This window comes from Brevibacillus massiliensis, from assembly GCF_000311785.1.
Classification (GTDB): domain Bacteria; phylum Bacillota; class Bacilli; order Brevibacillales; family Brevibacillaceae; genus Brevibacillus_C; species Brevibacillus_C massiliensis.
This window is the reverse complement of sequence record NZ_HE978536.1, coordinates 237,997-264,576: the sequence shown is the minus strand read 5'-3', so window position 1 is coordinate 264,576 and position 26,580 is coordinate 237,997. Positions and strand designations below refer to the sequence as shown.

Below are 26,580 nucleotides of genomic sequence, written 5' to 3'. Positions count from 1 at the left end.
GGTACCCTATGACTTTGCAGGGGGGGATAAGCGTGTCACAAACGCATTACACGGTTGCGATTGTAGGCGGCGGAAGCGGCGGGATTGCGGTCGCGGCGAGGCTGGCCCGGGCGGCAAAGGGGCTGTACGGGAAAATCGCCATCCTCGACCCGGCCGAAAAGCACTATTATCAGCCGCTGTGGACATTAGTAGGCGGAGGTGTGGCCAGAAAAGAAGCGACCGAGCGGAAGATGTCCGCCCTTATTCCAGAGGGGGTGGACTGGCTGCAAGACAGCGTGACAGACATTCTTCCCGAGGAAAATCTGCTCGTGACCGCAAAGGGGATGAGCGTTCGCTACGACTATTTGGTGGTGGCCGCCGGCATCCACGTGGCCTGGGAGAAGATCAAAGGCCTGCGGGAAACTCTGGGCAAGAACGGCGTCTGCAGCAATTACTCCTACGATCTCGTCGACAGCACATGGGAGAACATCCGGGACTTTTCCGGGGGAAACGCGATTTTCACCCAGCCCAATACCCCGGTGAAGTGCGGCGGCGCCCCGCAGAAAATCATGTACCTGGCGGAGGAGTTTTTTTGCAAAAAGGCGATCAGACAGCACTGCCAAGTGATTTTCGCTTCGGCAAGTCCGACGATTTTTGCCGTCAAGAAGTATGCCGCTACCCTGGATCAAGTCATTTTGCGCAAGCAGATCATCACGAAGTTCAAGCGCAATCTGATCGAAATCAAGCCGGATGCGAAGGAGGCCGTCTTTGAGCACGTCGAGACGGGGGAGCTGGAAGTGCTCCCTTACAGCATGATTCACGTCGTACCGCCCATGCACGCTCCCCCGTTTATTCAGAAAAGCCCGATCGCCGACCAGGCCGGCTGGGTGGACGTTGATAAATACACCTTGCAGCACAAGCGCTTTGCCGACGTATTTGCCTTGGGAGATTGCAGCAATTTGCCCACCTCCAAGACAGGCGCGGCCATTCGCAAGCAAGCCCCTGTCGTCGCGGGAAATTTGCTCGCCCGGATGGAGGGAAAGCCGCTTCCCGAGAAGTACGACGGCTACACCTCCTGTCCGCTCGTCACCGGGTACGGCAATCTGGTGCTGGCCGAATTTGACTACGACCTGAATCCCCGGGAGACCTTTTGGTTTGATCAGTCCAAGGAGCGCTACAGCATGTACCTGCTGAAAAAGCACGTGCTCCCGGTGATGTATTGGCAAGGCATGATGAAAGGGCGCATGTGAAGGAAAGAAGGGGATTGCCCGCCGGTACGGAGGAAGGGTACACTTGAGTCAAGAAAAGCCAAGGGGCAAAGGGAGGTGCGGCCATGCTGCCAGTGGGAGCAATTGCACCCCTGTTCACGGCCGAGAGTACCTGCGGCGAGGTGCGTTTGGCAGACTATATCGGGAAGAAAAACGTCGTGCTGATCTTTTATCCGCGGGATCACACGCCGGTCTGCACCAAGCAGCTCTGTACCGTACAGGCGGATCTTCAGCAGTTTGAGCAAAGCGATACGGCAGTATTTGGCGTAAACCCGGGGTCCCTCGAGACGCATCAGGGTTTTGCGGCGCGTTACAGCTTCACCTTTCCCTTGATCGCGGATCGGGAAGGAGCGATCAGGAAATTGTACGACGTTCCCAAAATGCTTGGATTGATCGCCCAGCAGCGAATTGTCTACGTCATAGACAAAGCGGGAAAAATCGCCTTTGCCCAAAAGGGCTCTCCCGCGACACAGACCTTGCTCGGGGTGCTGCGATGAAAGAGAATCGCTACCACTGCTGCGCCACCTGCGAGCACTTTCGCGTCGAGAAGGGGGACGGCAAGACCTCATACCGCTGCGCCAGGCTTACCTACGAGACAAAACCGCATTACCGCTTCAACTGCTGGTCGCCAAAAGAGCAGGTGCGGCGGCGGATGGAACAGGAAGCGCCTCAGTCCGATGAAGACTGAGGCGCTTGGCGTTACTCGTCAACCAATTCCCGCAGCCGCGTCTCCGGTCCGAGGAAGGCGACCGCCAAGACGCCGATCAGGATCACGCTGAAGAACATCGTGAAGATCCAGGCAATGCTGAACTTGGCGGCGACGAGCACGCCGACCAGGAGCGGAGCGGCGATTCCGCCTACGCGGCCGATGGAAGCGGCCATGCCCGCACCTGTCGAGCGTATCGCCGTCGGGTACAACTCCGGCGTGTAGGCGTACAGGCCGCCCCATGCCCCCAGGTTGAAGAAGGAAAGAAAGATGCCGGATGCCAGCAATGCGGGCAGGGAACCGGCATTGCCGAACCAGAGGGCGGCGAGCGCGGTCATCGTCAGGTAGAGGACCAGGACAAATTTTCGTCCATATCTTTCAATAAAGTAGGCGGCCGTGAAGTATCCTGGCAGTTGAGCAAGCGTCATGATCAAGACGTATTCAAAACTCTTGATCAGGCTAAACCCCTTCATGACCATGACGGTCGGCAGCCAGAGAAACATGCCGTAATACGAAAACACGACAGTAAACCACAAGATCCACAGCATCATCGTCGAACGGCGGTGTTCGCGTTTCCAAATCGAGGCTAGATTTTCGGCAAAGGAACGCGCTCCCCGTCCGCGTACGGCGATGTGACGCGGGGAATCTTCGATGGAACGGCGCAGGTACAAGGCGTAGAGCACCGGGATGGCGCCGATCGCAAAAGCTGACTGCCACCCGTACACGGGGATGACAAAGTAAGCGACCAGTGCCGCGAGCAGCCAGCCGCCCGCCCAAAAGCTTTCCAGCAGGACCACGGCTTGTCCGCGTTTGGCTGCCGGCATGGACTCCGAGACGAGCGTCGAGGCGACGGGCAGTTCGCCGCCCAGTCCGACTCCAGCCACAAAGCGCAGCACGCAGAGGATCAGAAAGGAATGGGCCAGCGCCGACAGCCCGGTGGCAACGGAAAAGACGAGCAGGGTGGCGATCAGCACGTTTTTCCGCCCGTAGCGATCCGCCAAAATCCCGGCCAGCGCCGCTCCGACGGCCATCCCGATGGAATTGATGCCAGTCAGCCACCCTACCTGCTGCGGGGTGAGATTCCAGGCGACAGTCAGCGCGGCGACAATGAAGGAGATAATCCCTACATCCATCGCATCGAACAGCCAGCTAAGTCCTGCGCTGAACAGCAATTTTCTCTGGCTTGTACTGCTAGAAGTAAGCATCGACATGAATAAGACCTCGCTTTGTCCATTTCATTAATAGCGTAACCTGCCTTGGCAAAATCATAAATACTAAAATTCCGATTGCAGGCATTATCTCCATGCATTCGCCCCTTTCAAGGACGGCTGTTTTCTTTTGCAAACAAGGCTTCAGATATGATATAGTTAGTCCCGATATCACGTACTGAACAGAATATTGCAGGCCTTGACGGGACGTTTTGGAGGTGTCTTAGGCTGATCAAAAAAGTCATGCCGAGCCAATTCGTGGAGACGATTCACGATATCGATATAGAAGAATTGCGAGCGAAAAATATCCGTGCCGTCATCACGGACTTGGACAACACACTGGTCGAGTGGCACCGGCCGGACGCTACCCCGGAGGTGCTGGCGTGGCTGTCGCGCATGCGCGAGGCCGGCATTCAGGTGACGGTCGTCTCCAATAACAATCAGGAGCGCGTGCTGCGCTTTTGCGAGCCGCTTGGCATCCGGTTTATCTGGGCGGCGCGCAAGCCGTTGAACCGGGCGTTCCTCAGGGCAATCCGGGAGATGGGTGTTCGGATTGAAGAGACTGTAGTGATCGGGGATCAGTTGTTTACGGATATCCTGGGCGGAAATTTGCTCGGGTTCCATACGATCCTTGTGGTCCCCGTGGCCGGCACCGACGGATTTTGGACCCGGTTTAACCGCCGCATGGAAAGGATTGCGCTTTACTGGATGCGCAGAAAGGGATTGATTACGTGGAAGAACCATTCATGAGCCCAGATGAGCCGCTGCAGTGTGCCGGCTGCGGCGTCGCCATACAGACGGAAGACAAGACAAAGCAGGGGTACGCCCCCTTGTCTGCACTGAATCGGGACGTCGTCATCTGCCAGCGCTGCTATCGGATCAAACACTACAATGAAGTGGCGCCGGTCGACATGGAGGACGACGACTTTTTGCGGATCTTAAACGGCATCGGGGCTACGGACAGCCTGGTCGTCATGGTCGTCGACATCTTTGACTTTCAAGGGTCGTGGCTGCGCGGACTGCCTCGCTTCGTCGGAAACAATCCGATCCTGCTCGTCGGCAACAAGGTTGACCTTTTGCCGCGCAGCATCAACCTTAATCGCGTCCGCAACTGGATGCAGCACGAGGCCAAACAGCTGGGACTTCGCCCGGTCGACGTCGTGCTGGTCAGCGCCGCCAAGGGGCAGGGGATCGACGAACTGCTGCAGCGGGTCGGGGCACTTCGCAGGGGCAGAGACGTATATATCGTCGGGGTCACCAACGTCGGAAAGTCTACCCTGATCAATCGGATTATCCACGATTACGGGTCCGCGGGAGTGGAGATTACCACTTCTCCGTTTCCGGGAACGACGCTGGACAAGATCGAGATTCCGCTCGAAGACGGGCGCTTTATCTACGACACTCCCGGGATCATCAACCGGGATCAGATCGGCCATATGGTTACGCCGCAAGACCTGCGGAAGCTGACGCCGACCAGCCGGGTCAATCCCAAAACCTATCAATTGAACGATCGGCAAAGCCTGTTTATCGGCGGCTTGGCGCGGATCGATTACGTCAGCGGCGAACATCAGCCGTTTGTCGTCTACGTTGCCAACGCTCTGCCGATTCACCGCACCAAGCTGGAAAAAGCAGATGAACTGTTGGCAAAACACCATGGCGGGCTTCTGGCCCCCCCGGCTGGCGAAGCGGTCAAGCTGCTGCCGCCGTTTACCCGGCATACGTTGAAGATCGAGAGCGCAGGCCCGGTTGACGTCGTCATCTCCGGCCTGGGTTGGGTTACGCTGCAGGGCAAACGGAAAGCGACTCTGGAAGTACACGTCCCGAAGGGCGTCGGCGTTGCCGTCCGCAAAGCGCTGATATAACGGGAGCACCGCTGGGGGGAAGAGATATGATAACGAGCAAAACCGTGTTAGTGGGGTTGTTGGGTCATCCGGTCGGCCATTCGCAATCACCGCTGATGCACAATGCCGCATTTGCCGCACAGAACCTGGAATTTGCCTACACGGCCTTCGATGTTGCCCCTGATGATTTGAAGGACGCCGTGGCCGGCATCCGCGCACTTGGCCTCCGGGGCGTCAACGTGACGATTCCGCACAAAGTAGCGATCATGCCTTTTCTGGACCGGATTGATCCCTTGGCGCGTCGGATCGGCGCGGTAAATACCGTCGTCAACGACCAGGGGCAGCTGATCGGATACAATACGGACGGGTTGGGGTACGTCCGTTCATTGGTGGAAGAGATGAAGATAGATCTCCACGACCAGGCGGCTGTGCTCTTGGGCGCGGGCGGTGCAGCCCGGGCGGTCGCTTTTACCCTGGCGGACCAGGGAGTAAAACAGCTCAAGATATACAACCGTTCGCGGGAAAAGGCGGAATTTTTAGCAGAACAGCTGAAGTCGATTGCAGCGGTGAAAACGATCGGCCCCTCTGAGTTGAAAGCGGCTGTCGAGGCTGCCACGCTTTTGATCAACACCACTTCGATCGGGATGCATCCCCATGTCGACGAGATGCCGATACCGGCGGAGTGGCTGCATGAGCGGTTGATCGTCAGTGATTTAATTTACAATCCATTAGAGACAAAACTGCTGCGTCACGCGAGGCAGGCTGGTGCCAGAACACACTCCGGCGTCGGGATGTTCGTCTATCAAGGGGCACTTGCTTACGAGCTGTGGACCGGGCAGCCAGCACCGACGGAGCTGATGCGCGAGTCGGTGCTCAAACGCTTGGAAGGATGATATGATGTTGACAGGAAAACAAAAGCGGTATCTTCGCTCTCTCGCCCATCACCTGACCCCGATTTTTCAGGTGGGCAAAGGCGGGGTAAATGAAAACATGCTGAAGCAGATAGAGGAAGCTTTGGAAGTTCGCGAATTGATCAAGGTATCGATCCTGCAAAACAACCTGGACGACAAACACGAGGTTGCGGAAGCGTTGGCCGCCGGCTCCGGCGCCGAACTGGTCCAGCTGATCGGCCATACTGTCGTCTTGTACAAGGAATCTGTGGAACATAAAACGATTACGCTTCCGTGAGGACGGGAAACGATGCAAAAACGGATTGGGATACTGGGCGGAACGTTTGATCCGATTCACAACGGGCATCTGCTCGCTGCGGAACAGGCGCGGGAACAGGTCGGGCTCGATGAAGTCTGGTTTATGCCCGCCTACATTCCGCCCCACAAGGAGCACAAGGGCATAGCGGAGGCACGGCATCGCCTGCGAATGACGGAACTGGCTACGGCCGACCATCCCGCCTTTCGGGTGACGGATATCGAATGCCGGCGAAGCGGTCCGTCGTATTCGATCGACACCATGCGGGAGTTGACCCGGACCTACCCGGACGTTCAATTTTTCTTTATCATCGGCGGCGACATGGTGGAGATGCTGCCTAGCTGGCACATGATCGAGGAGTTGGTCAGCCTGGTCCGCTTTGTCGGCTTGGCGCGTCCGCGGGCGGATTACGACGAGGCCGCACTGGCCCGCTACGTGACATTTGTCGATATGCCGGCCTGGGATCTCTCGTCTACGCTGATCCGCGAAAAGGTGAGAGCGGGGAGAAGCCTGCGCTATCTCGTACCCGCCGCCGTGACAGACTATATAAAGGAGCAGGGGTTGTATGGAGCTGTTGCACAATCGGGAGAAACTGCTGGCACAGATTCGCGCCCAGATGAATGAGAAGCGCTACACGCACACCCTCGGCGTCGCTGCCGCTGCCCGGGAGCTGGCGCAACGCTTCGGCGCCGATCCGGACAAGGCGGAGCTGGCCGGCTTTGCACACGACTATTGCAAATGCTGGCCGACGGCACGGATGCACGATTACCTGCTGCGTTACGATTTTCCCGAGGATATTTTGAGCGGCGACAAGGAACTGTGGCACGCCTTTGTCGGAGCCATCGTGATTCAGACCGAACTGGGGGTTGACGATCCGGAGATTATTCAGGCGGTGCGCTATCACACGACTGGCCGGGCAGGAATGTCCCTTTTGGAAAAGGTCGTCTGTGTGGCCGACTACATCGAACCGGGCCGGTCGTATCCCGGAGTGGACAACATCCGCCGACTGGCCGAAAGCGACCTAAATCTGGCTCTGGCTGAGGCGCTCGGCGGTACGATCACCCATTTGATCGAGCAAAAAAAGCGGGTCCATCCGCTTACCCTGACAGCATACAACGATCAACTCAACCGATAGGAGGGGTTTTGTGGCAAATGTAATCGAAGAACTGGCCCGCCTCGTCGTCAAGGCGGCAGAGGACAAAAAGGCGGAAAACATCCTGACCCTGGATATCAGCAAGCTGTCGGTCATCGCCGATTACTTCATCATCTGTCACGGCAATAACGAACGGCAGGTGCAGGCGATCGCAGGTGAAATTCGCGATCAAGTCTACAAGCATGGTTATCAGGTTCGCGGCATCGAAGGCGCCGATGAAGGTCGCTGGGTACTGATCGATCTGGGCGACGTCGTGGTCCACGTCTTCCACAAGGAAGAGCGGGATTTCTACCATATCGAACGGCTGTGGAGCGAGGCGGAACACGTCTCCCTCAGCAAACAGGCGTAAGGCCGTGGCTTACACGCATTTAGCCGCCGTTTACGATGCGCTGATGGCGGATGCCCCCTACAGCGAGTGGCTCGACTGGGCGGAAGCAGCCTGGTCCAGGACGGGACGGCCGAAGAGCGTCATCGATTTGGGCTGCGGTACAGGAAATCTCGCCATTCCGCTGGCCAAACGCGGGTACGATGTCACAGGAGTAGATCTGTCCGCCGAGATGCTTTCGATCGCCTACGAAAAAATGAAGCGGGAGCAGGCGCGGGTCACCTGGGTTGAACAGGACATGCGCGAGTTGGCGCTGCCTCAGTCAGATGCGGTGATTTCATTTTGTGACTCGCTTTGCTACCTGCTCGAAGAGAGTGATGTCGAGCGGACGTTTCAGCGCGTCTTTGCCCAGCTCAGGCCGGGCGGGACGTTTTTGTTCGACGTCCACAGCCCGTACAAGATCGTTCAGGTCTTTGGCAACAACACGTTCACTTTGACGGGCGACGAGATCAATTACATCTGGCAGTGCTTCTGCGACCCCGAGCGGCTGGAAGTGGAGCATCAGCTTACCTTCTTCGTTCAGGAGCGCGCCGATCTGTTCCGCCGGATGGAAGAGGTCCACGTCCAGCGCACCTATCAGCCGATTCAGCTGGCCGGGTGGCTTAGGGAAGCCGGCTTTGAAAACATTGTGATCACGGGAGATTTTACCTGGTTGCCGCCGACCCCCGGGAGCGAACGCCTATTTTTTTCGGCTCGCCGCCCCTTAAGTTGACAGGATGCGACATCTCTGACTATAATGATTGGTAATGATCAGTATGGTTGGCAATGACGAGGAGCAGTAGGAAATGGATTCGGCACAAAGAGAGTTGGCGGACGGTGCAAGTCAACCCAATCTTTTCTGAACTCGCCTTTGAGCTCTTCACCGGAAGGCTGCGAGGCTGCGTATGGTGAAGCGACCCTTCCACGTTACGGAAGCACAAGTGGGCGTACGGCGTATGACTGTTCGTCAAGTAGGGTGGTACCGCGGGAAAGTAACCTCTCGTCCCTGACAGCATGCTGTTGGAGATGGGAGGTTTTTTATTTACATGTCGTTGAGGAGGCTTTTCTATGGCAAAGCAATACGATCCTGCCTTGATTGAGCAAAAGTGGCAAAAGGTCTGGAAGGAACGACAAAGCCACAAGACAAATGAAGACAAGTCAAAACCGAAATTCTACTGCCTGGAGCAGTTTCCTTATCCTTCCGGTCACCTGCACATGGGGCATATGCGGGTCTATTCGATCGGGGACATTATCGCCCGTTTGAAACGGATGAACGGCTATCAAGTGCTCCATCCGATGGGCTGGGATGCCTTTGGGCTGCCGGCGGAGAATGCGGCCGTCAAATTTGGTGCCGCCCCGGCGAAGTGGACGTATCAGAACATCAACCACATGAAAGAGCAGCTGCACCGTTTGGGGGTCAGCATTGATTGGTCGCGTGAAGTGACCACCTGCTCTCCCGATTACTACAAATGGACCCAGTGGCTGTTCCTGACCTTCTATGAGCGCGGACTTGCCTACCGGAAGCGGGCCTCCGTCAACTGGTGTCCGGAGTGTTCCACTGTTTTGGCCAATGAACAGGTGATTGACGGCCGCTGCTGGCGCTGCGATTCGGAAGTGACAAAACGGGATTTGGAGCAGTGGTTCCTCAAAATCACGGATTATGCCGAACGCTTGCTGAACGATCTGGAGAATTTGCCGCGCTGGCCGGAAAAAGTTCGGACGATGCAGAAGAACTGGATCGGCAAAAGCGAAGGGGCCAATATTGCCTTTACCCTGCCGGAGTTGGCAGACGAGAAAATCACCGTTTTCACCACGCGGCCGGATACGCTGTACGGAGTGACTTACATGGTGATCGCTCCTGAACACCCGCTCGTTCCCCGTTTGATTGCCGGGAAACCGCAGGAAAAGCAGGTCGCCGACTTTATCGAGCAGATGAAAAAGGAGAGCGACATCTCCCGCACCTCCGCCGATGCGGAAAAGGTGGGCTATTTTACCGGCGCTTATGCCAAACATCCGCTGACCGGCGAACAGGTGCCGATCTGGGTGGCCAACTACGTGCTGATGGATTACGGAACGGGCGCGGTGATGGGCGTGCCGGCTCACGACGAGCGGGACTTCGCATTTGCGAAAAAATACCAGCTGCCGATCAAGGCAGTCATCAATCCGGATAGCGAAATGCTGGTGGAGGAAGTCGGCATCGATTCCGCCTATACAGGGGAAGGCACGCTGATTCACTCCGACATCTTCGATGGCATGCCAAACCGCGAGGCGATTCAGGCGATCGCCAAACATCTGGAGGAAAAGGGAATTGGCGGCCCGACGGTCTCTTACCGGCTGCGCGACTGGCTGGTGTCCCGCCAGCGCTATTGGGGCGCCCCGATCCCGATGATCTACTGTGACAGCTGCGGCATCGTTCCCGTACCGAAGGATCAGCTGCCGGTCATGCTGCCGGAAGACGTCGTCATTGACGGCAAGCGGAATCCGTTGACGACATCGGACGAGTTTGTCCACACGACTTGTCCGAACTGCGGCAAGGCAGCCCGGCGGGAGACGGATACGATGGATACGTTCATCGATTCTTCCTGGTACTACATGCGGTATACCGACCCGCACAACGCAGCGCTTCCGTTCGCCAAGGAGAACGCAGACAAATGGATGCAGGTGGACGAGTACATCGGCGGGATTGAACATGCGATCCTTCACCTGTTGTACTCTCGTTTCTTCACCAAGGTGCTGCACGACGCAGGCATGATCTCCTGCGACGAACCGTTCCGCAGCCTGCTGACCCAGGGCATGGTGCTCAAGGACGGGGCGAAGATGTCCAAGTCGAAAGGCAATGTCGTCAGTCCGGACGAGATGATTGAAAAATACGGGGCGGATACGGTACGCCTGTTCATTCTGTTCGCTGCGCCGCCGGAGCGCGACCTGGACTGGACCGACACCGGCGTGGAGGGCAGCTACCGCTTCCTGAATCGCGTTTGGCGGCTGGTCGAATCGCATGCGGACTTGCTGAAAAGCGGAACTGCTGCGGCCGATCCATCCGGCGGGGATGCAAAAGAACTGTACCGGATGACGCACTACGCGATCAAAAAGGTTACCGAGGATATCGGCGAGAGGTACACATTTAACACGGCAATCAGCACGATTATGGAACTGGTCAACAAGCTGTACGCCTATCCTGCGGAAGCTGACCGCGGCACGCTGGCCTTCGCTCTGGAGACGCTGATCGTGCTGATGGCGCCGATCACACCGCACATCGCAGCCGAGATGTGGGAGTTGATCGGCAAGAACGGCTCTGTGCATGAACAAAGCTGGCCCAGCTACGACGCTGATGCTCTGGTGCTCGATGAAGTGGAGATCGTCGTTCAATTGAACGGCAAAGTGCGCGACAAGCTGGTCGTGCCGAGCGGCTTGTCAAAAGACGAATTGGAATCACTCGTGCTCGGCAACGACAAGACCAAAGCCCTGATCGAAGGGAAGACCGTCAGAAAAGTGATTGCGGTCCCCGGCAAACTGGTCAATCTCGTCGTTGGCTAAAAAGCTAGTCGGTTTACTGTCATACATCATAAAGAGATGCTCCTCTTCGGGACGGTTTTTTTGCCATTGTCCCCAAGAAAGGAGCACTCTTTTTTTATCCCGGCAGTTCCGATGACACCCATACGGCACACGTGCAGCTTTTGCCAGTCAGCTGCGGCCGGACCTGAGCCGCGCGCCTTGATGTCCGGCAGCCAGGTCACACGGATTCTCTGGCTGCTTCGCTCCTTTCCGTGGCCGTGAGCTGCAGATGTTCACTCATCGCTGCACGGTCCTCGGCAAACTTGGCGTGAGTGCGCCTGAATACCTCTTGAAACACACCGGGCACGTGCTCCCGCAAAGGAATCAAACCTTCACCCGTAATCCCGCCGGGAACACAGACCCGTTCTTGCAGGGAAGGCAGGGAGAACACGTCCTGGCGGAGGAGATCGGCAAAGCCAAGGACCATCTGCGTGGTGAGAAATGTGGCCGATTCCCGGGAAATGCCCGTTTCATCGACAGCCGCTTGGATCATCTGCTGCAGCAGATAGCTGAGGAAGGCAGGGCCGCAGCTGCTGAGATCGGAGGCAATCCGCAAAAAGCCTTCCGACACTTCCAGCGGCTGACTGATCCGGGAGAACAGGGACAGTACCAACCGACGCTGTTCATCAGTGATGCGCTGTCCAAACTCGACCAGTGTAAGTCCGCTGCGAGCGGCATTGGTAATGCTCGGCACAGCCCGGGCGACGGCACAGGGGACGAGATCCTCCAATTGGACCAGTTGGACGGGGCTCGTAATCGTCACGAGGAGCTTTTGTTCCGTCAAGGCGTCTCCCAGTTCTTCCAGCGCCTGGCGATACTCCAGCGGTTTGACGCAAAGCAGTACGACGTCGCTCTCTTCAGCTACTTCCGCATTCGAGTTTGCTGCCCGGAGGCCGGGATGCCGAGCAGCCAAGTTTGTCAATTTATCGGGCGTCCGATTAAAGGCGATGATCTTGTCGGGTGCAAGTGAATGGGCGGCGATAAAAGCGTCAATGAGGATGGCCCCCATACTGCCCGTACCGATAAAGCCAACCTGCATGGAAATCCTCCTATCAGATCTTCTTTTTGCATAGTATGACAGCAGAGGAAGAAAAATGCCCAAGTGGGGAGTAGGGAAGCAGCGGACAAAGGAGAAAACAAAGTTGAAATTGTAAGAATATTGTAATAAATTACAAATAGGCAGAGATTGGAATTCGATCTTTGCAAACTTGGGAAACAGAAGGAGGAAGAAAGCATGAGTCAACCTGATTGGGACAAAGTGGTCCAATCACCCGCGTTTCGGGAGTTGATGCGGCAGAAAAAATCGTTCATCATCCCGGCCACCATCTTTTTTATCGTTTTCTACTTTATGCTCCCCCTGCTGACAGCCTTTACGACCTCGTTGAACGGAAAAGCAATCGGAGCGATCAACTGGGCGTATCTTTACGCGTTTGCTCAATTTGCAATGACCTGGATCATTTGCCACTTGTACGCGAGCAGGGCAAGCACATTTGACAGAATAGTCGAGCAAGTCAAAGAAGAGGTTGAGGGGAAGGGAGTGAAGGCCGGATGAATGGAACCGCTTTCAGTTTGTTTGTGATTATCATCCTCATCACGCTGATCATCACCTATTGGGCTTCCAAACGCAACAAATCGACCAGTCAATTCTACGTCGCGGGCGGATCGATTACCGGCTGGCAGAACGGACTTGCCATCGCGGGGGATTACATGTCGGCAGCCTCATTTCTCGGCATCGCCGGTGCCATTGCGTTAAACGGTTTCAGCGGCTTCTTCTTTTCCATCGGTTATCTGGTAGCTTATTTGGTCGTCTTGCTGCTTGTTGCCGAACCGCTGCGAAACCTGGGAAAGTATACAATGGCAGACATGATCGCGTCGCGGTTTAACGTGAAGGCGATTCGCTCTACGGCTGCTCTCAGCACGATCACGATCAGCACCTTCTACATGATCGCCCAGTTGGTTGGCGCCGGAGCGATCATCAAGCTGCTGCTTGACATCGAGTACACCACTTCCATCATTATCATTGGAATTCTCATGACCATCTATGTGGTGGCCGGCGGCATGCTTGCGACCACGTGGGTGCAGATCGTGAAGGCAGTGCTGCTGATGTTCGGGACAATTGCGCTGGCGATCATGGTATTGGCCCATTTTCACTTCAACCCTGTTGAGATGTTCAATCAGGTGGAAGCCAAACTGGGCGAGGAGATGATTGCGCCTCCGCCTCCTACGACAATTGCTGCCGGATTGGATTCGCTCTCCCTCAACATGGCTCTGGTTTTCGGAACAGCCGGGCTGCCGCATATTCTCATCCGGTTCCTGTCCGTGCCGGATGCGGTGACTGCCCGCAAATCAGTTGTCATCGCCACTTGGCTGATCGGGGTGTTCTACCTGCTGACACCGTGTTTGGGATACGGTGCGGCCTATTTTGTCGGCAAGGAAGTCATCATGGCGGAGAATAAAGCGGGCAATTTGGCAGCTCCGCTGCTTGGCCAACACCTTGGCGGAGACTTCTTCCTGGCGTTTATTTCGGCGGTTGCGTTTGCCACCATTCTGGCGGTGGTGGCCGGTCTGGTCATCTCTGCAGCCAGCGCATTCGCCCACGATTTTTATTCCAATGTGCTGCGGCATGGACAAGCGACGGAAAAAGAACAGATGCGTGCTGCGCGGTGGGCCTCGATCGGCATATCCATCGTTTCCATCCTGCTGGCGCTGGGGGCGCGAAACTTCAATGTCTCTTTCCTCGTTTCCCTCGCCTTCTGCGTTGCCGCCAGCGCCAATTTGCCGGTTATTCTGTTGACAATATTCTGGAAGAGATTTAATACGAAAGGCGCAATTACAGGGATGCTGACCGGACTAATCAGCTCTGTCGGCCTGATCTTGCTCAGCGGAAATGTGATGGAGCAAGCCATTTTCCCATTGAAGAATCCAGCTCTCATCTCCATCCCCCTCGGATTCCTGGCCTGCTACCTCGGTACCGTGCTGAGCGGAGGCTCAACGCCGGAGGAACAGAGAAAACACACCGAGATCCTGGTAAAAGCGCATACCGGGATCAAGCAGACCGGATGACGATTTGGTCATGGCGCGGCGATTTTGTCTTTCAGCCGGTCATACGTAGAGTTGCCGATTCCGCTTACTTTCTTTAGCTGTTCCGGAGAAGAGAACGGGCCATGCTGCTCGCGGTAGGCGAGGATTGCCTGCGCCCGGGTCTCGCCGATACCGGGCAGCGTCATCAGCTGCTCCTGGGTGGCGGTGTTCAGGTTTACTTTGTCGCCGCCGCCGGAAGCAGCTTGCCCGGCCGAGGGGCCCCCGCTTGCGGCAGCGCCTGGTGTTCGACCAAGAGTGCCGCAGGGGCCGCACCGTGCGTTTTTGGCAGGAATAAAAATCACCATGCCGTCGGTGAGCGGCTGGGCAAGGTTGACACAGTCTGCATCAGCCTCCGGCAAAAAGCCGCCGGCTTTGGCGATGATCTGCCCGGTCCGCTCGTTGTCGGAGAATGTGTACACCCCGGGCTGTTTGACGCTCCCTTTTACATCAACGTATTTTACAGCCGGTGCCGGCGGGCTTTCCGCTTTTTTCTCCACAGGCAGCGGTGCGTCTTCGCTTGCTTTTGCTGCGGCGTAGGCGGGCAGCGGGAGTGAGGGGGCATCCTTGTTGGGCCATCCCGGATAGAACAAAAATGAGACAAGTACAAACAGCGTGATGCCGATCACGATAATGATCCTGCGGTGCCGCTCCCATAGATCGTACAGCATCTCTTTACCCTCCTTTACAATATCTCCTTGTAGAGAGCCTACAAAAAGACAGAGGGGGAGCGCAAAAAAATGTCCGCTGGGGCAGCCTGAGGCAGGGTATCGATAGAAACAGCCTGAGTTCATGTAAGTACAGAACTCAGGCTGTTTACTCGTTCGATTCTGTCTGCTTTATCTGCGTTTTTCCTGCAGGCAGCCTATCCGATCTGCTGATGCAGCTCTGCCGATTTTTGTCGGCGGATTTCCACGGTTGGACTGATGTATGGTTCGAATTGATATTTTTGCTCGATAAAAATTTGGTGCCAGAGCATGAACACGAGAATCGTCCAGATCTTCCGGCTGTAATCCGCATGCCCCTCGCGATGCTCATCGAGCATGTACAGGACAAACGCTTTGTTGATCAGGTAATCCACCTTCGATTCGAAGATCAGCTCTTTTGCCCACTTGTAAAACTGATGCTTCAACCAATGCCGCGTCGGCACAGGGAAACCGAGCTTCGGACGCGTTTTGATGTCGGGCGGCAGAAAATCCTTCATCGCTTCCCGCAGGACGTGCTTCGTCGTCCCGTTGGCAATCTTGTACTTGGTCGGGATCGTGGCGGCGAATTCAAAGACTTTCACGTCGATAAACGGCACGCGAAGCTCGAGGGAATTGGCCATCGTCATCTTGTCGGCCTTCATCAAGATGTTTCCGCGCAGCCACGTGTGAATGTCCAAGTACTGCATTTTCGTGACGTCGTCGTAAGCGGCTGCTTTTTTGTAGATCTCCTCGGTGATCATCCAGGGATTCTGGTAGCTGTCCAGCCGTGTGATGTCCCGGGTGACGACGCGTTCTTTCAGTTCTTCGTCAAAGATCAGCGCGTTGCCGAAAAAGCGTTCTTCGACAGTCTTTGATCCCCTGATCAGGAAATTTCTCCCTTTTAGATTGGCTGGCAGCTTTTCGGCAATGGTGCGAAGCGATCCTTTCATCCACTGGGGCATGCCCGCAAACATCCGCAAGGAGTGAGGCTCCCGGTAGATATTGTACCCGCCGAAGAATTCGTCCGCTCCCTCGCCGGACAGGACTACCGTGACGTGCTGACCGGCCAGTTCGGCGACGAAGTTGAGCAGGATCGCCGAAGGATCGGCGACCGGTTCGTCTTGATGCCAGATCAGGCGCGGCAGTTCATTCATATAGCGTTCGGCAGAGATGACGACCTCGTGGTGTTCAGTGCCCAGGTACTCCGCTGTCCGCCTGGCATATTCAAGCTCGCTGTAGCCCGGTATGTCGGAGCCGACGGAAAAGGTCTTGACCGGTTCAAAGCTGCGCAGCATACCGACGATGCTGCTGGAGTCCACGCCGCTCGACAAAAAGGCGCCCCGCGGCACTTCGCTCATCCGGTGCTTGTTGACCGATTCGAGCAGCACTTCCCGCGTCCCCTCGACAAAATAGCTGAAAGGCTTGCTCTCGTCCGGAGCGAATTTTGCTTCCCAATAGGGCACGAGGGTAATCTGGTCGTTTTGAATGACGAAAAAATGGGCTGGAGGAACGCGGTAAATTCCTTTGTACATCGTATTTGGGTCGGGCACGTATTGAAAGGTTAAGTAGTGGTAGAAAGCCGTTTCATTTACTTCGCGCTTCAGGCCGGGCAGTTCCAGCAGGCTTTTGATTTCACTGCCGACGGCGATGGCATCAGCCGTTTCCGTGTAGTAAAGCGGCTTGATTCCAAAGTGGTCGCGGGCGCCGAACAACAGGTTTTGGCGGCGGTCCCAGATGGTGAAGCCGAACATGCCGCGAAGGTGTTTGGGTGCATCAAATCCCACTTCTTCGTAGAGATGGAGAATGGTTTCAATATCTGAACCGGTTTCAAAGACGTGTCCGCGGTCTTTCAACCAGGCTTGCAGTTCCTTGTAGTTGTATATTTCTCCGTTGCCAATGATCCACATGTCTTTTGTTTCGTTGAAAAGCGGTTGGTGGCCGCCTGCGACATCGATGATGCTCAAACGGCGAAAGCCGAGAGAGACATGATCTTCGGTGTAAATTCCGTTGTCGTCAGGCCCCCGGTGCAGGATCACATTGGTCATCATTTCCATGACCTCCTGCTGAACGGGCACTCTCCGCTTGTTAAAGAGCGATACAATTCCACACATAAGTTTATGCTTCTTCCTCTCGCAGTGGGTTGCCTTGCTAACACTATAGCTAAATCTATCATGTATTAATCGGCAGTGCAATCTGCCAAACACCTAGTCCAACATGGGACACAAGGCCCGGCAGCGTTTTTTTGTCCTTCCGGTTTGACGTATCATCGGAGAAACAAACCGAGAGCGGGGGGAAGAGGGCGTGGGACGACGAGAGAATCGGTTCTTTGCCGCCGGCATGCTCTGGGCGGCGGGGGTGGCATTGGCGGCTTCGGTCACATACGCCTGGCTGCTGCCTGGCCTGGCAGCCGCGACAGCGATCGGACTGCTTGCGGTTCCGGCCAGGCTGCGCAAGGGCGTAATGGCCCTCTCCGGTGTGATTATCTTGTCAGCGTCTGCCTTTGCGATATACGACTACATGCACCGGTCGACGCTGGTTGCCTACGCTCGGGCTGAGGCCGAACTGCTGATCGAGGGGACCATCGATTCGCCGGTCAAGCGGGACGGGGACAGTGTCCGCTTTTTTTTGCTGGCAGACCGGTTTGGTCGGGCCGCCCCTTCCGATCAGCTATCTCCTAAAGAGAGAATTGCCTTGCGAGTCAAGTTGAGCGAGGAGGAGCAGGTGGAGGGCATCGCTTCCTGGGCGGTCGGATCGCGTCTTTCTGGCAGAGTGAGCCTGGGACTGCCCGATCCGGCGCGGAATCCGCACGGTTTTGACTATGCCAACTACTTGCGCTGGCAGGGAGTCCGGGTGACGGCGGCGGCGGAGTACGCCGACTTGACAGAGGGGCCTGCCGGATGGTCGCTTTTTTCCTGGTTTGGCCGCATCCAGCAGTATGAAGCGGCCAAATTGGATCGACTTTTCGGCAATCCGCTGACAGCCGGTTATATGAAGTCGCTTTTGCTCGGAGTTCGCGACGCCGTAGACCCAGAGCTCGAGGAGGTGTACTCCGGGCTGGGGTTGATCCACATTTTGGCTATTTCAGGGCTGCACGTATCATTGGTCAGCGGCGGATTTTTATGGCTTTTGGAACGGTTCGGAGTCGTCCGCGAAAAGGCTTTGCTCATCACGATTCTCTTCCTGGCCGGTTACGTGATGCTTGTCGGCGCATCTCCTTCGTCTGTCCGGGCCGGGTTGATGGGGGGAATCGGCTTGTGTGGGAGGTACGTGAAGAGCCGTTTTGCCGTATTGGACTTGTGGGGCCTCGCCCTTCTGCTGATGCTGCTGTACAATCCGTACCAACTGTGGCAGATCGGCTTTCAGTTGTCATTTGCCGTGACGCTCGGCCTGATCTGCCTGGTTCCGATGTTTGCCGCCGTGCCGCGCTCCGGCCCGCCCTGGCTGCGTTCGTCGCTTGCGGTCGCCTGTGCGGCACAGCTTGCCTCGTTTCCGTTTCTGGTGTACTGGTTCCATCAGGTTTCGCCGCTCTCCTTGCCGCTGAATATTCTGGTGGTCCCTGTCCTGTCTTTGCTCGTCCTGCCTGCGGGCTACGTGGCGCTGCTGCTGTCTCATCTCCACCCGGCACTTGCCTTTTTGCCAGGGAAGCTGGTCGATGTGATGCTCACGCTGCTGCATCGCTGGCTGGTGCAGCTTGGCGGTTTGATCGTACCGTTTACCAATTGGCCTCACCCTGGCGTCGGCTGGATTTTGAGCTACACCGCCGCAATCGTCGGCATCTGGTTCTTGTGGAAGCGGGGTTACCATCGCAGGCGTGACATGCTCATGTACGGGATGGTGATCTGCCTTCTGCTTCTGGCCGCCCGTCAGCCCTTCTCCGGCGCTGACGAAGTGAAAATTACGTTTTTGGACGTCGGTCAGGGAGATTCCGCCGTTGTCGAGATTGGTAGAAACACAGTATACTTGATAGATGGAGGAGGAACTTTCCGATTTGCAGAGAAAGAGCCCTGGCGAGCAAAACGTTTGCCGTATGAAGTGGGCAAAGACGTCGTCGTGCCGTTTCTGCGTTCCCGCGGTGTGGAGAGAATCGATCGATTGGTGCTGACGCATGGCGACTTCGATCATATCGGCGGATTGGCCGCTGTCATCCCCCGGTTCGGGATTGGAGCTGCTCTGGTAAACGGCCAGCCGCCAAAGGACCAGGAGCGGGAGATGCTCGACCAATTGAGGGCAAAATCCGTACCCGTTTACAGCGGGACGGCCGGTTCCGGGTGGCAGGACACCCCGCAGGTCCGCTGGACGTGGCTTCATCCGGACGGTTCGGGCGGAGGCAACGAGAATAATCAATCCGTCGTTTTGCTGTTGACCGCCTATGGAAAAAACATTTTGTTTACCGGCGATCTGGAACAAGAAGGAGAAGAGCAGCTCATGGAAGCCTTCGACCTACCGCCGATCGACGTATTAAAGGTCGCCCATCACGGCAGCAAAACATCCAGTTCGAAACCATTCCTGAACGCAATACGCCCGAAGGTGGCGGTAATTTCCGTCGGTTCGCAAAACCGCTACGGCCACCCCGCACCGGCTGTAATAGAGCGCTTAAAAGGCGGCGGCACCCAGATTTACAGAACAGATTGGCACGGTGCGGTCACTGCCAGAATCAACCGGGATGGAATTCATTGGAGTGTACAAATCAACTGATCGTATCGTACAAATACATAACGGAAAAAATCGCCTTTGCCATCTGCAACTTTTCCGAGCAGCGCAGCGTCTGAAGAGGAGGAGAAATAATGGTCGAAGCAGAGCTGATTAGAAGAGCTCAGGCGGGTGATCGTGAATCCTTGATCGAATTGCTCCGCTCTATCGAAAACTCTGTCTATCGGAGCGCCTTTTATATTTTGGGCAACGAGCAGGACGCACTTGATGCCTCCCAGGAAACGCTGATTCGGGTTTATCAAAAAATCCACCTATTTCAGGAGAAGGCAAAATTTTCCACATGGGTTCAGCGTATTGTCAGCAACATTTGCATGGATAAATTTCGCTCGAAAAAAGAAACGATTTCGATTGATGAGCACGAGCTTGCCTTGCCCGTTATAAACAATGTAGAGGAAGAGTTTCTGTTGAATGATCTAACACATGAGGTCCATCAGGCAGTCGCCAAGCTGCCGGAACACTATCGCGTTGTCATTGTCTTGCGCTATCTACAGGAGCTGTCTTACCAGGAGATTGCCGATACGCTTGAATTGCCGCTGAACACGGTGAAGTCCTACTTGTTCCGGGCCAGGCAGCAGCTTCAGGAACTTCTGTACGACTATCAGGAAGGAGGGGTGAAGGGATGACGGCAGATATGCTGGAATTGATCCAAAGGGATCTCGATGGCGACCTGAGTCCGGAAGAGAAGCTTGCGCTGGAGAAGCACCTGCAGGCCGATCCGGAACTTCAGTTGGTCTACGCCCGACTGCGGCGAGTCTCGGCCCAGTTGGAGCAGCTTCCCGACGTGGCTCCGCCGTTTAGCATCGTCGATTCCATCCTGCCTAAGCTTGAGACCCCGAATCCCGTTCCCGTGGTCGCGGCAGCACAGAGCGAGCTGCCGAAGTTGGAGCGTCGGGTAACTGCCGCTCAGGAACAACCTCGCACAAAAACGCGCCGGTTTCCCCTGTGGGCGGCAAAAGCGGGCAGCGGAGTGGCGGCTGCTTGCCTGCTGTTCGGGTTGTTTATGCTGACCAAGGGGGGCGAACCCGCTGGGATCGTCGATCAAACCCCCAGCTCACAGCCAAAGTCAGTCACGGTACAAACCGTTGACGATCCTGCCTCAGGTAACGCCGGTTCGCCTGACAAGACAGAGCCGCCGCAGAAGGAATCGGTTGATTCCGCTTCGCAGGGTACGACCCAGCAGAATCAACCGGCAGGCGGTGGAGAGAATTCGGCATCATCGCCGATAACTTCGCCGAATCCACCGGCAAAGGGCAATAACGGCAGTCCGGGGCAGGCACACAGCAAGGGCGTTCCCGCTCAGACAGACAAGGAAAAGGAAAAAACGGAGAAGGAAAGAGAGAAAGAAGAGAAGGAAAAGGAAAAAGAGGCAAAAGAAAAAGAAAAAGAAAAAGCCGAGAAAAAAGAGAACAACAATGACAACAGCGCGCTGATTGATAAAAAGTTGCACGAGAAGGAAGAGTGGCAAAAGAAACAAGAGGAAAAGGAACGGGAAGAGGAAGAGAAGCAGATGGATCGGGGAAAATGAAAAAACGGGCCGTTTTCCGGCCAGTCAAGAACAACGGGGGACGCGTTTGAAAAAAAACGGGAAGTTTGGCTTAAGACCAGCACCACCTGAAGCAGCGAAGCGTATAGTACAGTATCGCCCCCTGCTTACCGTTTAGGAAGAAGAAAAGACCCGGGACTTCTCCCTAGACGTTTACATAAACGCGCCCCATTACACGCAAGCTGCGGCTTTTGGCCGCAGCTTTTGTGTTTGCCCTTTTTGCAATGGTATAATAAAGGAATTGATTCACGGCCGGCGAACGGAGGTATGCTTATGCCGCTGCACGAAGTAGTAAGGGACATCAAGGCGAAGCGGATTGCTCCGCTCTACGTTTTATTCGGAGCGGAGACCTTTTTGATGGAAGAGTTTGTGAAACTTCTGCGCTCTGAGTTGATTGATCCGGAATACGCTGATCTTAATGTAAGTCAATACGACTGTGCGGAAACACCGCTTTCCGCCATTTTGCAGGATGCCGAAACACTGCCGTTCTTAGCCGAGTATCGGCTTGTTTTGGCGGAAAATGCCTTCTTCCTGACAGGGGCGAAGCCGCCCGCCAAGGTGGATGTTGACACGGATGAACTGGTTCGCTATTTGGACGAGCCAGCCGGACACACTGCCGTCGTTTTGCGTGCCAATGCGGACAAGCTGGATGAGCGAAAAAAATTGGTCAAAGTCCTGCAGCAAAAGGCAGTCGTCCTTGCTTTCCAACCGCTGCAGGGTGCGGACCTGTACGCGTGGATAGAGCGAAGGGCGAAGCAGTATCAGGCGCGGATTGAGCGTCCACAGGCGATGAAACTGGTGGAGCGGGTCGGCAGCGAACTTCGCCTGCTTGACAAAGAGCTGGAAAAAATGGCGCTCTACACGGGGAGTCAAGACGCTGTCATAACGGAACAGGTAATCGAGCTGCTCGCCTCTCGAACGCTGGAACAGAATGTGTTCGCCCTGGTGGAGGCGGTAGTCGGAGGACAGCTGAACGAAGCCTTCCGCATCCTGTACGATTGTCTCAAAACAGGAGAAGAGCCCATCCGGATGCTGGCGCTGTTGGCGCGGCAGGTCCGGCTGCTTTTGCACGTCAAGCTGTGGGCCCCTCGCGGTTATACACAGCAGCAGCTGGCCGGCATGCTCAAGGTGCACCCGTACGCTGTAAAGAAGGCAATGGAGCAGGCGAGGCATTTTGATGAAACAGGTTTGCGCCGTTTGCTGGGGATTCTGGCTGAGGAAGATTTTCGGATGAAGTCGGGACAGGTGGACAAGCAGATTGCCCTGGAGGTATTCATGACCCAGGTAGCTGCCCAGCTTCAGTCGGCAAAGGCAGGCGGTTAAATTGAAAAAACCCCCGGGCATCAATCCGGGGGTTTTTGCCTGCATTACGCGACTGGCGCAGAGAGTGCGTTCAGTTTCTTCGTCAGGCGGGATTTTTTGCGATTCGCTGCGTTTTTATGGATAAGTCCTTTCGTAGCGGCTTTGTCCAGCTTTTTGACTGCCACCAGAAGGGTAGATTTCGCTAGCTCCAGATCATTAGCGGCAACTGCTTTTTCAAAGTTTTTCACTGCAGTGCGCAGGTCGGATTTTTGCGAAGCGCGCTGCAAGCGGCGTTTTTCGATCTGCTTCGTACGCTTGATAGCGGATTTGATATTTGGCATGTATGTCACCTCCTTAAAACGATCAGAACTGCAAAAAAACTAGTAAATACAACAAGAAATATTCTAGCATGCCGCGTATCCGAATGCAAGAAAGGTTTCCGAATAATATTTCCACATCCATGCAAGCTATGGATAACACGATTGAGCGTCGAGGAGGAGATGACATGCTGGAACAACACAACGTGGACATGTCGGCATTTTCGATCCGCACTGACCTGGCTTTGGAAGCCCACGAAATCGCCTTGGCCGCCGAAGAGACGAAGAGTGAGAGCATCCCGGGAATAACGCTGACTACAGATGACAGCGAGCCGGGAATCAAGGTGACACGGCTGCGGGTTGAACATGAGGAAGCGGGGCGCAAAATCGGCAAGCTGCCTGGCAACTACATCACGATTGAGGTGCCGAAGCTGCGGGATAACGACACGAAGCTGGAAGACGCCGTGATGAAGCGTTTTGCCAGGGAAATGCGGCAGTTTCTCCAAGACCTCGGCCTGACGGAAGACAAAAAGGTGCTGGTGATCGGTCTTGGCAACTGGAACGTGACACCTGATGCACTCGGGCCGATGGTGGTGGAGAACCTGCTCGTCACCCGGCATCTGTTTAAGCTGGCTCCCGATTCAGTGGAAGAGGGATACCGCGAAGTGAGTGCCCTGTCGCCGGGGGTGCTGGGGATTACCGGGATTGAGACGAGCGAGATCGTCTACGGAGTGGTGAAGCAGAGCAATCCCGATTTTGTCATCGCTGTCGACGCACTGGCATCCCGGGCACTGGAGAGAGTCAATACGACCATCCAAATCGCCGATACCGGCATCCAGCCCGGATCGGGCGTGGGCAATAAACGCAAGGCGATCGATTACAAGACCCTGGGAATCCCGGTCATCTCGGTTGGCGTACCGACAGTCGTATTCGCCGCCACGATCATAAGCGATGCCATCACCTACCTGCTTGGCCACTTCGGCCAGTCGATGAAAGAGAGCAAACGGGCGTTTAATCGGCTGGTGCCAGAGGGCAGGAACCTGCCCGAGCGCAAAACGCCGTACACCGAAGCCGATCTGCCCGGGATGGAGGCGCGGAAAACATTTATGGGTCTGGTCGGACAATTGGCTGAGAACGAAAAAATGCAGCTGATCCAAGAGGTGCTGCAACCGCTGGGACAAAACCTGGTCGTCACCCCGAAAGAGATTGACGATTTCATGGAGGGGATCGCCAACGTCGTGGCCGGCGGTCTGAACAACGCCCTCCATCGCGCCGTAGAACACGAAAACGTCGGCGCCTACACCCATTAAGATCGTCAATTCATTTGACTTTGAGACTTCACAGCTCACCTGAATCAATCAGGTGGGCTTTTTCAGTAAGGTCGGAGATAACCGTCATAAACGATGAGCAAAAGTCCGAGAAACAGAAAAAAATGGAGCGAGCGCAGTCCTTGGCACGCCCACCCAGTCGGAACGGAAAAAAACGGCACACGCTTGTCGACCAAATTCTACGTTGAAATACTTACAGTACTTTTTGGTCGACGTGCCGTTTTTTGTAGTGGAGACGGCCAGTCCAGCTTCCCGGCAGGCGCGCCACAGACGAAGCGAGCCCATTTTTTTCTGTTTCCTTCATCAATGTACACCAAAGCAAATAGAACGCGTTTTTTCCAAAGCCACCCACCCACCTATTGAAAAAAGAAAAGCAGATCAGTACACTATATGTATCAAAATGCAACATTCAAAATGCAGATATTGTTGCGAAAATGAGGGGTTCACGTGGCGCGCATTCTGGTGATTGCCCCATATCAGGGGCTGCGGGATATTTTTCTAGAGATCAAGGCGGAAACAAACCATGATGTTGCAATTGATGTCGAGGTAGGCGATTTGTACAAGGGATTGGCCCTGGCGAAAAGTCTTGAGGACAAAGGGTACGACGTGATTATCAGCCGGGGGGCGACTGCGCGTTTGCTGCGCAAGCACTGCAATCTGCCGGTGGTGGAAGTGAAAATCTCCGGCTACGACATTTTGCGCACCCTGACGCTGGTCAAAGGTTTTACCGGCAACATCGGACTGATGAGCTATTTGAACACAATCCAGGGCGCCGATGCGATCGGAACGCTGTTGGACATGAATTTGACCTTCTTTCCGATCGGAGAAGAGCAGGAGATCGAGCAGGGCTTGAAGCAGGCGCTGGCACAAGGCATCCAGGTAATCATCGGCGATGTGATCTCCACTTCTGTCGCCACCCGCTTGGGGATGCAGGCCATCTTGATCACGTCGGGCAAGGAAGCCGTGCTGGAGTCGATCTCCGAAGCGGAGCACATGGCCTATTACACGCGGCGGGAGAAGGAAATGCGGCAGCGCATGGAGGCGCTGGTGCAAAGCCTGCCAGTCGGAGTGATTGCCGCCGCAGGCGATGGACGCGTGTTTGCTTTTAACCATCAGGCGGAAGAAGTGCTTGGCATCCAGGCGGGATACGCGCTGGACAAACCGTTTGAGCAGCTGCACCCGCTCCTGAATCTCGACAGCGTGCTGAAGACGAGCCAAGCCTCCGGCGAGGAAGTCATTTCGCTGAACGGAGAAAAAGTCCTGATCCAAAAACTGCCGCTGATCGTAGAAGAGAAACAGGAAGGCGGCTTTGCGGTGATACAGCCGGCTCGCCACATTCAAAAGGCGGAGTCCCGGCTGCGCCAGTCGCTTGCCGGCCAGGAGTCCCGGGCGAGCATGCATTTTAACCAGCTGGTAACCACTTCGGACGGGATGAAAAAAATGCTGAAGCTGGCGAAGCAGGCAAGCCGAACAGAACTGCCGCTGCTTCTGTACGGCGAACCGGGCACTGGCAAGCAAAGTGTCGCACAGGCCATTCACAATGCCGGGCGCCGCCGGGATTTTCCGTTCGTGTTCATCAACTGCGAGGCGTTTGGCGAGGAGCAGTTGATGCTGGAGCTGTTCGGCAGTGAAGGGAGCCTTGTAAAGCGCGGGGTCTTTGAGCTGGCCCACGGCGGAACGCTGTTTATCGATGCAATCGGCAAGCTGCCGCCAACCGTACAGGCGATGCTGATCAACGTCTTACAGGAGAAAAAGGTCAGCCGTCTGAACGGCACTGCGCCGATTGAGACCGATGTGCGGATCATTGCCGCCAACGCCCAGAGCTTGAAAGAACGCGTCGAAGCGGGAGAGTTTCGCGAAGATTTATACCATTTGATCAATGGGTACACGCTGTTTATTCCCCCGCTCCGCGAGCGGAAAGAAGATATTGAAGATCTGGTGCGGTGGTTCATCGCCTCGTTTAACGCTCGTTTTGGCAAGCAGATCGTCGGCGTCCGGCAGAATGTGCTGGCCATGTTGAAAGAGGCGGATTGGCCGGGCAACATTCAGGAATTGAAAACCGCGGTGGAAAAAATGTGCCTGGCCGCCGAGGGGCCCTTCATTGACCGGGCGGAAGCGGAGCATATTTTGCTCGAGGTAATGAACGAAGCAGGCCGCGCTCCATCCGGCGCGGGGATCGATATCAGCGGCAAAACGCTGGAGGAGATCGAACGGGAAATCATCTGGAGAGTGCTGGAGGAGGAAGGACAAAATCAGTCGGAAGCGGCCAAACGGCTGGGAATCAACCGTTCAACGCTCTGGCGGAAACTGAAGCAGTCGATTCGCGAATAAAACAG

General features: G+C 55.6%; 25 protein-coding genes and 1 other annotated feature. Of the genes, 20 read left to right on the top strand and 5 right to left on the bottom strand.

The window, feature by feature from the left end; genetic code table 11:
* Nucleotides 1-8: 8 nt before the first annotated feature.
* The 3 genes from HGBM_RS05155 to HGBM_RS05145 all read left to right on the top strand — a co-directional run bounded on the left by HGBM_RS05155 (nucleotide 9) and on the right by HGBM_RS05145 (nucleotide 1,935).
* On the top strand, nucleotides 9-1,229 hold the full coding sequence (locus HGBM_RS05155; RefSeq protein WP_051029600.1) for an NAD(P)/FAD-dependent oxidoreductase: 1,221 nt from the start codon (nucleotides 9-11) through the stop codon (nucleotides 1,227-1,229).
* Nucleotides 1,230-1,312: 83 nt separating this feature from the next.
* The gene (locus HGBM_RS05150; protein ID WP_019120022.1) at nucleotides 1,313-1,744 is read left to right on the top strand and encodes a peroxiredoxin; all 432 of its coding nucleotides are present in this window, start codon (nucleotides 1,313-1,315) and stop codon (nucleotides 1,742-1,744) included.
* Nucleotides 1,741-1,935 carry a hypothetical protein gene (locus HGBM_RS05145; protein WP_019120021.1) on the top strand — a complete coding sequence of 65 codons (195 nt, stop codon included), beginning with the start codon at nucleotides 1,741-1,743 and terminating at the stop codon, nucleotides 1,933-1,935. Before HGBM_RS05150 ends, HGBM_RS05145 begins: the two co-directional genes overlap by 4 nt.
* 11 nt (nucleotides 1,936-1,946) lie before the next feature.
* Here the strand turns inward: HGBM_RS05145 and HGBM_RS05140 are convergent, their stop codons facing one another.
* Nucleotides 1,947-3,164 (bottom strand): MFS transporter, encoded by a 1,218-nt coding sequence (locus HGBM_RS05140; RefSeq protein ID WP_019120020.1) that lies wholly within the window; start codon nucleotides 3,162-3,164, stop codon nucleotides 1,947-1,949.
* A gap of 225 nt (nucleotides 3,165-3,389) precedes the next feature.
* On the opposite strand from HGBM_RS05140, the gene HGBM_RS05135 reads away from it, so the two are divergent.
* The 9 genes from HGBM_RS05135 to leuS all read left to right on the top strand — a co-directional run bounded on the left by HGBM_RS05135 (nucleotide 3,390) and on the right by leuS (nucleotide 11,262).
* Nucleotides 3,390-3,911, top strand: a complete 522-nt coding sequence (locus tag HGBM_RS05135) for a YqeG family HAD IIIA-type phosphatase (RefSeq protein ID WP_026074226.1) — start codon at nucleotides 3,390-3,392, stop codon at nucleotides 3,909-3,911.
* Nucleotides 3,908-5,023 carry a ribosome biogenesis GTPase YqeH gene (yqeH, locus tag HGBM_RS05130; protein WP_019120018.1) on the top strand — a complete coding sequence of 372 codons (1,116 nt, stop codon included), beginning with the start codon at nucleotides 3,908-3,910 and terminating at the stop codon, nucleotides 5,021-5,023. Before HGBM_RS05135 ends, yqeH begins: the two co-directional genes overlap by 4 nt.
* Nucleotides 5,024-5,049: 26 nt before the next feature.
* A complete protein-coding gene (locus HGBM_RS05125; protein ID WP_019120017.1) occupies nucleotides 5,050-5,895 on the top strand; it encodes a shikimate dehydrogenase in 846 nt (281 codons plus the stop codon).
* A gap of 4 nt (nucleotides 5,896-5,899) precedes the next feature.
* Complete coding sequence (gene yhbY, locus HGBM_RS05120) at nucleotides 5,900-6,190, top strand: ribosome assembly RNA-binding protein YhbY (RefSeq protein WP_026074225.1); 291 nt, start codon at nucleotides 5,900-5,902, stop codon at nucleotides 6,188-6,190.
* A 12-nt stretch (nucleotides 6,191-6,202) separates the two neighbouring features.
* On the top strand, nucleotides 6,203-6,832 hold the full coding sequence (locus HGBM_RS05115; RefSeq protein WP_019120015.1) for a nicotinate-nucleotide adenylyltransferase: 630 nt from the start codon (nucleotides 6,203-6,205) through the stop codon (nucleotides 6,830-6,832).
* On the top strand, nucleotides 6,774-7,343 hold the full coding sequence (gene yqeK, locus HGBM_RS05110; protein WP_019120014.1) for a bis(5'-nucleosyl)-tetraphosphatase (symmetrical) YqeK: 570 nt from the start codon (nucleotides 6,774-6,776) through the stop codon (nucleotides 7,341-7,343). Before HGBM_RS05115 ends, yqeK begins: the two co-directional genes overlap by 59 nt.
* Before the next feature lie 10 nt (nucleotides 7,344-7,353).
* A complete protein-coding gene (gene rsfS, locus HGBM_RS05105) occupies nucleotides 7,354-7,710 on the top strand; it encodes a ribosome silencing factor (protein WP_019120013.1) in 357 nt (118 codons plus the stop codon).
* Nucleotides 7,711-7,714: 4 nt separating this feature from the next.
* Nucleotides 7,715-8,458: a class I SAM-dependent DNA methyltransferase gene (locus tag HGBM_RS05100; RefSeq protein ID WP_019120012.1), complete on the top strand. Its 744-nt coding sequence runs from the start codon at nucleotides 7,715-7,717 to the stop codon at nucleotides 8,456-8,458.
* 44 nt (nucleotides 8,459-8,502) lie between these two features.
* Nucleotides 8,503-8,736: a binding site (T-box leader), on the top strand.
* Between the two features lie 57 nt (nucleotides 8,737-8,793).
* Complete coding sequence (gene leuS, locus HGBM_RS05095; RefSeq protein ID WP_019120011.1) at nucleotides 8,794-11,262, top strand: leucine--tRNA ligase; 2,469 nt, start codon at nucleotides 8,794-8,796, stop codon at nucleotides 11,260-11,262.
* A 196-nt stretch (nucleotides 11,263-11,458) separates the two neighbouring features.
* Here leuS and comER read toward each other — a convergent pair whose 3' ends face one another.
* Nucleotides 11,459-12,361, bottom strand: a complete 903-nt coding sequence (gene comER / locus HGBM_RS26615; protein ID WP_261798117.1) for a late competence protein ComER — start codon at nucleotides 12,359-12,361, stop codon at nucleotides 11,459-11,461.
* A 153-nt stretch (nucleotides 12,362-12,514) separates the two neighbouring features.
* On the opposite strand from comER, the gene HGBM_RS05080 reads away from it, so the two are divergent.
* Nucleotides 12,515-12,832, top strand: a complete 318-nt coding sequence (locus HGBM_RS05080; protein ID WP_019120008.1) for a DUF485 domain-containing protein — start codon at nucleotides 12,515-12,517, stop codon at nucleotides 12,830-12,832.
* Entirely contained in the window at nucleotides 12,829-14,343 is a 1,515-nt protein-coding gene (locus HGBM_RS05075) for a solute symporter family protein (protein WP_019120007.1), read from the top strand. Before HGBM_RS05080 ends, HGBM_RS05075 begins: the two co-directional genes overlap by 4 nt.
* 8 nt (nucleotides 14,344-14,351) lie before the next feature.
* On the opposite strand, the gene HGBM_RS05070 is transcribed toward HGBM_RS05075, so the two are convergent.
* Nucleotides 14,352-15,029 (bottom strand): ComEA family DNA-binding protein, encoded by a 678-nt coding sequence (locus tag HGBM_RS05070; RefSeq protein WP_019120006.1) that lies wholly within the window; start codon nucleotides 15,027-15,029, stop codon nucleotides 14,352-14,354.
* 194 nt (nucleotides 15,030-15,223) lie between these two features.
* Nucleotides 15,224-17,155 carry an asparagine synthase (glutamine-hydrolyzing) gene (gene asnB / locus HGBM_RS05065; protein WP_026074224.1) on the bottom strand — a complete coding sequence of 644 codons (1,932 nt, stop codon included), beginning with the start codon at nucleotides 17,153-17,155 and terminating at the stop codon, nucleotides 15,224-15,226.
* 190 nt (nucleotides 17,156-17,345) lie between these two features.
* On the opposite strand from asnB, the gene HGBM_RS05060 reads away from it, so the two are divergent.
* The 4 genes from HGBM_RS05060 to holA all read left to right on the top strand — a co-directional run bounded on the left by HGBM_RS05060 (nucleotide 17,346) and on the right by holA (nucleotide 22,620).
* Nucleotides 17,346-19,739, top strand: a complete 2,394-nt coding sequence (locus tag HGBM_RS05060; RefSeq protein WP_019120004.1) for a DNA internalization-related competence protein ComEC/Rec2 — start codon at nucleotides 17,346-17,348, stop codon at nucleotides 19,737-19,739.
* An 89-nt stretch (nucleotides 19,740-19,828) separates the two neighbouring features.
* The gene (locus HGBM_RS05055; RefSeq protein WP_019120003.1) at nucleotides 19,829-20,377 is read left to right on the top strand and encodes an RNA polymerase sigma factor; all 549 of its coding nucleotides are present in this window, start codon (nucleotides 19,829-19,831) and stop codon (nucleotides 20,375-20,377) included.
* Nucleotides 20,374-21,279, top strand: coding sequence for an anti-sigma factor family protein (locus tag HGBM_RS30215; protein WP_019120002.1), 906 nt, complete (start codon nucleotides 20,374-20,376; stop codon nucleotides 21,277-21,279). Before HGBM_RS05055 ends, HGBM_RS30215 begins: the two co-directional genes overlap by 4 nt.
* A gap of 291 nt (nucleotides 21,280-21,570) precedes the next feature.
* Nucleotides 21,571-22,620, top strand: coding sequence for a DNA polymerase III subunit delta (gene holA / locus HGBM_RS05045; RefSeq protein WP_019120001.1), 1,050 nt, complete (start codon nucleotides 21,571-21,573; stop codon nucleotides 22,618-22,620).
* 44 nt (nucleotides 22,621-22,664) lie between these two features.
* On the opposite strand, the gene rpsT is transcribed toward holA, so the two are convergent.
* Complete coding sequence (gene rpsT / locus HGBM_RS05040) at nucleotides 22,665-22,940, bottom strand: 30S ribosomal protein S20 (RefSeq protein WP_019120000.1); 276 nt, start codon at nucleotides 22,938-22,940, stop codon at nucleotides 22,665-22,667.
* A 164-nt stretch (nucleotides 22,941-23,104) separates the two neighbouring features.
* Between rpsT and gpr the strand changes: the two genes are divergently transcribed.
* Both gpr and HGBM_RS05025 read left to right on the top strand, forming a co-directional pair.
* Nucleotides 23,105-24,226 carry a GPR endopeptidase gene (gene gpr, locus HGBM_RS05035; RefSeq protein ID WP_019119999.1) on the top strand — a complete coding sequence of 374 codons (1,122 nt, stop codon included), beginning with the start codon at nucleotides 23,105-23,107 and terminating at the stop codon, nucleotides 24,224-24,226.
* Nucleotides 24,227-24,691: 465 nt separating this feature from the next.
* Nucleotides 24,692-26,575 carry a PrpR N-terminal domain-containing protein gene (locus HGBM_RS05025; RefSeq protein WP_019119997.1) on the top strand — a complete coding sequence of 628 codons (1,884 nt, stop codon included), beginning with the start codon at nucleotides 24,692-24,694 and terminating at the stop codon, nucleotides 26,573-26,575.
* Nucleotides 26,576-26,580 lie beyond the last annotated feature (5 nt).